At 66.3% G+C, this 6,385-nt stretch carries 6 protein-coding genes; 5 read left to right on the top strand and 1 reads right to left on the bottom strand.

The window, feature by feature from the left end:
* Positions 1-97: 97 nt before the first annotated feature.
* Positions 98-319, bottom strand: coding sequence for a hypothetical protein (locus HMPREF0372_RS15885; protein ID WP_007494692.1), 222 nt, complete (start codon positions 317-319; stop codon positions 98-100).
* A 90-nt stretch (positions 320-409) separates the two neighbouring features.
* Here HMPREF0372_RS15885 and HMPREF0372_RS15880 point away from each other — a divergent pair, with 90 nt between their 5' ends.
* The 5 genes from HMPREF0372_RS15880 (at position 410) to aroC (ending at position 6,173) form a co-directional block, all read left to right on the top strand.
* Positions 410-646: a helix-turn-helix domain-containing protein gene (locus HMPREF0372_RS15880; protein WP_007494691.1), complete on the top strand. Its 237-nt coding sequence runs from the start codon at positions 410-412 to the stop codon at positions 644-646.
* A 284-nt stretch (positions 647-930) separates the two neighbouring features.
* Positions 931-1,950, top strand: coding sequence for a 3-deoxy-7-phosphoheptulonate synthase (gene aroF / locus HMPREF0372_RS15875; RefSeq protein WP_007494689.1), 1,020 nt, complete (start codon positions 931-933; stop codon positions 1,948-1,950).
* Positions 1,951-2,632: 682 nt separating this feature from the next.
* Positions 2,633-3,697 carry a 3-dehydroquinate synthase gene (gene aroB / locus HMPREF0372_RS15870; protein WP_007494685.1) on the top strand — a complete coding sequence of 355 codons (1,065 nt, stop codon included), beginning with the start codon at positions 2,633-2,635 and terminating at the stop codon, positions 3,695-3,697.
* Positions 3,694-4,920, top strand: coding sequence for a 3-phosphoshikimate 1-carboxyvinyltransferase (aroA, locus tag HMPREF0372_RS15865; protein WP_007494684.1), 1,227 nt, complete (start codon positions 3,694-3,696; stop codon positions 4,918-4,920). Before aroB ends, aroA begins: the two co-directional genes overlap by 4 nt.
* Before the next feature lie 218 nt (positions 4,921-5,138).
* Positions 5,139-6,173 carry a chorismate synthase gene (gene aroC / locus HMPREF0372_RS15860; protein WP_007494680.1) on the top strand — a complete coding sequence of 345 codons (1,035 nt, stop codon included), beginning with the start codon at positions 5,139-5,141 and terminating at the stop codon, positions 6,171-6,173.
* Positions 6,174-6,385: the final 212 nt, after the last annotated feature.

Raw genomic sequence — 6,385 nt, 5'->3', positions numbered from 1 at the left:
CGCGCCCCGGGCACTCTCCGGCGGGCGGGGACGAGCCCCGCCCCTACGGTGTGCGCTTGATAAGGCCCGGCCCGCAGCTGGAACGAATGCACAGCGTCTAGGGCCGGCAGACCCCCAGCCATTTTAAAACGTCCCAGATATCCTCAATTTGCAGCAGACTGTCCCACTCCCCGGAGGGTTCCTCTGAAACAATCTTCCGGATATCCCGCAGGGCCTTTCGACAGAGCTGATCCACCATCTCGTTGTAGAAATCCGAGCGCGGAGGTTCGGGACAGCCCTCCGGTGTAGCGGCCAATAAAATATCGTAGTATAAATCCATCGGATTCACCTCATGTTTATTTTAGCGAAAAATTCGCTAAAAAGCAAGGGGAAGCATGGGATGCTCGTATGCTTTTCCTGAAGTGGGAACATGAAATACGAGCGTATCCGTAACTTGCGAGAAGACAGGGATTTGACGCAGACAGAAATAGCGGAAATTTTGAATTGCAGTCAACGCATCTACAGTAATTACGAGCGGGGGGACGTCGATATTCCGACGGAAATTCTAATTGCGCTGGCACACTATCATAATACCAGCATCGACTACCTGTTGGGCCTCACAGACGAGCGGACGCCCTATCCCAGGGCAAAAAACCGGGATTTTTGAAAATTTCCCGTTGCATTCCGCTAACGATGGGGGTATAATGACACCAACCTGTTGAAGTGAGGAACACAGACATGGCAGACCAAACCCTCACAACTGCATCCTTCCTGTTTTCCTATGGCTGGGCTCGATTTATGGGCGCCGGCTTTTTTGGCATGGAGAAAACACGGGGGATGGAATGAATGGGTGGGGCCCGGAGAAGGCCCCATAGTACCTGGATGTGCAGGGGCGCTCATTGATTTCATCAATGGGCGCCCTTTTTGCATGGAGAGAAAGGATGTAAAATCATGGTAGTTGTTATGAAACCCGGCACCCGGCAGCAGGACATCGACGCCTTGGTATCCAGGCTTAAGGAACTGGATCTGGATGTGGGCATCACCAACGGCGTGGGCTGCACCATCCTGGGCCTGGTGGGCGACACCACCGCCGTGGACATGGATAAGATCTCCATCAACCCCCATGTGGAGCGGGTCATGCGGGTGCAGGAGCCCTACAAGAAGGCCAACCGCAAGTTCCACCCGGAGGACACGGTGGTCTCCGTGGGGAACGCCAAGATCGGCGGGGGGAATTTCTCCGTGATCGCCGGCCCCTGCTCGGTGGAGAGCGAGGCGCAGATCTGCGCCGTGGCCGAGGACGTGAAGGCCTCCGGCGCGGCCCTGCTCCGGGGCGGCGCGTTCAAGCCCCGCACCTCCCCCTACTCCTTCCAGGGCATGGGCACCGCGGGCCTCGACCTGCTGATGGAGGCCCGGAAGCAGACCGGCCTGCCCATCGTCACCGAGATCATGGACCCCCGTATGGCCGAGCTCTTCGAGCGGGAGGTGGACGTGGTGCAGGTGGGCGCCCGCAACATGCAGAACTTCGAGCTGCTCAAGGAGGTGGGCAAGATGAGCAAGCCGATCCTCCTCAAGCGGGGCCTGTCCAACACCTACGAGGAGTGGATCATGTCCGCCGAGTATATCATGTCCGCCGGAAACGAGAACGTGATCCTCTGCGAGCGGGGGGTGCGCACCTTCGAGACCTACACCCGCAACACTCTGGATGTGTCCGCCATCCCCGCCATTAAGCAGATGAGCCACCTGCCCGTGATTGTGGACCCCTCCCACGCCGCCGGCATGTACTGGATGGTGGAGCCCCTGGCCCTGGCCGCCGTGGCCGCCGGCGCCGACGGCCTCATCATCGAGGTCCACAACGACCCGGCCCACGCCAAATGCGACGGCCAGCAGTCCCTCACCCCCCAGAACTTCGATGCCCTCATGCACAAGGTCTCTGCCATGGTTGACCTGATGGGGAAAACGCTGGTAAAATAAAAAAGAAGCGCGGAGCGCCCGGGAGCAGGGCAACAGCGAACTGCGCAGACCGAAAAACAGGCTGGCCGCAGGCCAGCGGCATGTTCGGCGGAGCAGTGAGCAGTTGCCCGTCGCGGAGGGCGCGCAGCGTGACAGAGAAGCGCGTAGGGTAGGCGCATAGGGGAGCTAAGAGGACATGGAGGCGAAACCGCAGCGTGAGCAAACGTGCCGGTGGCACGTTTGTAGCGGAGGCCGCAGCGGCTATGCCGCGAGGAGGAACCCCGGATGAACGCTGCCCGCCGCGGAGGGGGCGCAGCGTGACAGCGTCGGCCTAAGCTTTGGATCATTCGCTTCCGGGCAGGCCCGAAAGCTCATTCCCGCCGCTGGGCCTCCTTTTCCCCACGCGAACCGCTTCGCTGGGTTCGTGTAGGGGCCCCGAAAGCGGGGCGTACGCCGCACCAGTATGTAGGGGCGGGGCTTGTCCCCGCCCGCGGGCGACCACGAGGGCCGCCCCTACGGTGAGGGTGGAGGATAGTTGGCGTGGGCCGATGAGGGCAGAAGGTGAATTGCCCCACAGGGGCAAGAGAGGCCGCCCTGGGGTGTCGGCCCCTGCGTTGGGGCAACCTGCGGAGCTGTCACGTAGGGGCGGGTGCCCACACCCGCCCGACGGATACCGTCGATTTTGAACAGAGGAGGCCGTACCATGAAAACGCTGACCGTCGCCCTTCCGGGGCGGGAATATAACATACAGATTGGGTGGGGGCTGCTCACCCGGGCGGGGGAGGAGCTTCGGGCCGTCCTGCCCGGGGCCTCCCGGATTTTTGTGGTGACAGACAGCCATGTGGCCCCCCTGTACCTGGAGCGGGTGCGCGCCAGCCTGGAGGGGGCCGGGTTCCGGGTGACCGCCCACACCGTCCCCGCCGGGGAGGGCTCCAAATGCCCCGCCCGTCTGGCCGAGCTGTGGGAGGCCATGATGGACGCCGGGCTGACCCGCACCGACGCGGTGGCGGCCCTGGGCGGCGGCGTGGTGGGAGATCTGGCGGGGTTCGCCGCCGCCACCATCCTGCGGGGCGTGGACTTCGTGCAGATTCCCACCACTCTGCTGGCCCAGGTGGATTCCTCCGTAGGGGGCAAGGTGGCCGTGGATCTGGAGCACGGAAAGAATCTGGCGGGGGCCTTCTGGCAGCCCAGACTGGTGCTCATGGACCCGGAGGTGCTGGACACTCTGCCGCTGCCTGTCTTCATGGAGGGCATGGCGGAGGTGGTCAAATACGGCTGCATCAAGGACGCGGCCTTTTTCGACTTCCTGGCGGCCCGGCCCTCCCGGGCGGAGCTGATGGCGGAAATGGAACACATCCTGTATACCTGCTGCGCGATTAAACGGAGCGTAGTGGAACAGGACGAGCGGGACACGGGGGAGCGGATGCTCCTCAACTTCGGCCACACGCTGGGCCACGCCTACGAGCTGGCGGGGCACTACACCGAGTGGAGCCACGGCGCGGCGGTGGCCGCCGGCATGTGCGCCGCCGCCCGGCTGGGTGTACGCCTGGGGGTGACCCCGGCGGAGCTGCCGGAGCGCCTGGAGGAGGCGCTCTCCGCCCTGGGGCTGCCCACCGCCATCCCCTGCACGGCGGAGGATTACGCCGCCGCCGTGGGACTGGACAAGAAGGGGGCGGGGGCGGACATTTCGGTGATCCTCCTGGAGCGCATGGGCCGCGCCGTCCCCCACCGGATGCCCAAGGCTAAACTGCTGGAGGAACTGCGATGAACGTCACCATCACCCCCGCCGCCCTGGGCGGCGCCGTCACCCCGCCGCCCTCCAAGTCCCAGGCCCACCGGCTGATCATCGCCGCCGCCCTGTCCGACGGGGTGTGCCGCCTGTCCAATGTGGAGCTGTCCCAGGACATCCAGGCCACCCTGCGCTGTATGCGCACCCTGGACGCGGACGCCTCCGCCGACGGCACAATCATCCGCGGGGCCGATCTGGTGGACGGCTTCGGGACGCCCCCGCCGGAGATCATGGACTGCGGCGAGTCGGGCTCCACCCTGCGGTTTTTGATCCCCGTGGCCCTGGCCCTCAAGGGGGGCGGCCGGTTTACCGGCCACGGGCGGCTCATGGAGCGGCCCCAGGAGCCCTATTTCCGCCTCTTTGCGGAGAAGGGGATCGCGTGGACACTGGAAAACGGGGTGCTCGCCGTGGAGGGGCGGCTGACGCCCGGCGTCTACGCCCTGCCCGGCGACGTGTCCTCCCAGTTCATCACCGGCCTGCTCTACGCCCTCCCACTGCTGGAGGGGGACAGCGAACTTGTCCTCACCACCGCGCTGGAGAGCCGGGGCTATGTGGACATGACCCTGGACGCCCTGGCCCAATTCGGCGTCGCGGCGGAGTACGACGGGGACCGGCGCTTCCGGGTGCCGGGGAACCAGGTGTACCGCCACCGGGATCTGGCCATCGAGGGGGACTGGTCCAACGCCGCTTTCTGGTTTGCCGCCGCGTTCCTGGGCCACCGGGTGGACGTGGAGGGGCTGAACCCCCGCTCCGTTCAGGGCGACGGGGTGATCGGGGAGCAGCTTGCCCGCCTGACCCGGCCCGGCCCGGCGGAGCTGGACGTGTCCCAGTGCCCCGATCTGGTGCCCCCTCTGGCGGCCATGGCCGCCCTGCGGGCGGGGGAGACGACCGCCATCGTCAACGCCGCCCGCCTGCGCATCAAGGAGAGCGACCGGCTGGCCTCTGTGACGCAGGTGCTCAACGCCCTGGGGGCCGATGTGGAGGAGCACGCCGACCACCTGGTGCTCCGGGGCAGGGAGCGGCTGGCGGGGGGCGTCACCGTCTCAGGCCACAACGATCACCGCATCGCCATGATGGCCGCCATTGCGGCCACCCGCTGTCAGGGGCCGGTGACCATCACCGGCGCGGAGTGCGTGAACAAGTCCTATCCCCGCTTCTGGGCAGACTACGAGGCCCAGGGCGGTCAGATCGCCCGGACGTAGGAGGGGCGGGCGGCCACGGAGCCGTTTTTACACGAATGGTGTAGGGGCGGGGCTTGTCCCCGCCTGCGGGCGGCCACAAGGGCCGCCCCTACATGAACGTGTAAAACATGCGGCCATTTTCGTATGAATATTGCAGGGGCGAAGTTGCCCCGCCCGGAGGCCGGGGCCTCCCGGCACAAAACCTGAGAAAGCAAAGGAAGGGAACCCACATGCGACACATGATTTTCGGTGAGTCCCACGGCCCGGCCATCGGCGTGGTGCTGGAGGGCGTACCCGCCGGCCTGGAGCTGGATCTGGAGGCCGTTCAGCGGGAGCTGGACCGGCGGAAGCCCGGCCAGGACCCCACCGCCACCGCCCGCCGGGAGAGCGACACGGTGCAGGTGCTCTCCGGCGTATTCGAGGGCAAGACCACCGGCGCGCCGCTGGCCATGCTCATTCCCAACTCCGACCAGCACTCCCAGGACTATGAGGCCATCCGCTACACCCCCCGGCCCGGCCATGGGGACTATGCCGGCTTCATCAAGAGCCAGGGGTGCCAGGACTACCGGGGCGGCGGACACTTCTCCGGCCGCCTCACCGCCCCCCTGGTGGCCGCCGGTGCGGTGGCCAAGCAGGCGCTGGCCCTGCGGGGCGTGCGGGTGGGCGCCCACATCAGCTCCATCTACGGCATCACCGACGCCTCCCTGGAGGACGCCGGCGCACTGGAGGCCGTGGCGGCCAAGCCCTTCCCTGTGCTGGACGACGCCAAGGGGGAGGAGATGCGCCAGGCCATTCTGGAGGCCAAAAATGAGCAGGACAGCGTGGGCGGTGCCATTGAGTGCGCTGTGTTCGGGCTGCCCGCCGGGCTGGGGGCTCCCGACTTCGGCCACAACGTGGAGGGCATCTTCGCCCAGCACCTCTTCGCCGTCCCCGCCGTCAAGGGCGTGGACTTCGGCGCGGGGGTGGCCTTTTCCCTCATGCGGGGCAGCGAGGCCAACGACCCCTTTGAGGTGAAGGACGGAAGGGTGGTCACCAAGACCAATCACGCCGGCGGCGTCAACGGGGGCATCACCAACGGTATGCCCGTCACCTTTGAGGTTACCATCCGTCCCACTCCCTCCATCGCCCTGCCTCAGGAGAGCGTGGATCTCCGCACCGGGGAGGAGACGGAGATCGAGATCAAGGGCCGCCACGACCCCTGCATCGTCCCCCGCGCCGTGCCCGTGATCGAGGCGGCGGCAGCATTGGCGGCGTGCGAGGTGCTGGGGATTTAGGGCCGCCGCCTCGCGCGAGCGGGAGCGAGCCGCCGCGGAAGCGGCGTCCAAGCGTTTTGCCGGGGGCAAAACCTTGCCGAAGGCGGGATTCACTCCCGTCGAGGAAGATAAATTGTGGGGTCCCCGGAGCGCGCGCAGTGCGCTCTGGGGTGCGGCGGCAGCGTTGGCGGCGTGCGAAGTGCTGGGGATTTAGGGCCGCCGCCTCGCGCGAG

This window comes from Flavonifractor plautii ATCC 29863 (assembly GCF_000239295.1).
Taxonomy (GTDB): Bacteria; Bacillota; Clostridia; order Oscillospirales; family Oscillospiraceae; genus Flavonifractor; species Flavonifractor plautii.
The sequence above is the reverse complement of the archived record's forward strand: the minus strand, read 5'-3'. Positions and strand labels throughout refer to the sequence as shown.

Coding starts and splice junctions, on each gene's coding strand:
- aroB (WP_007494685.1), top strand. CDS start 2,633: ATGAAAACGCTGACCGTCGCCCTTCCGGGGCGGGAATATAACATACAG.
- HMPREF0372_RS15885 (WP_007494692.1), bottom strand. CDS start 319: ATGGATTTATACTACGATATTTTATTGGCCGCTACACCGGAGGGCTGT.
- aroF (WP_007494689.1), top strand. CDS start 931: ATGGTAGTTGTTATGAAACCCGGCACCCGGCAGCAGGACATCGACGCC.
- aroC (WP_007494680.1), top strand. CDS start 5,139: ATGATTTTCGGTGAGTCCCACGGCCCGGCCATCGGCGTGGTGCTGGAG.
- HMPREF0372_RS15880 (WP_007494691.1), top strand. CDS start 410: ATGAAATACGAGCGTATCCGTAACTTGCGAGAAGACAGGGATTTGACG.
- aroA (WP_007494684.1), top strand. CDS start 3,694: ATGAACGTCACCATCACCCCCGCCGCCCTGGGCGGCGCCGTCACCCCG.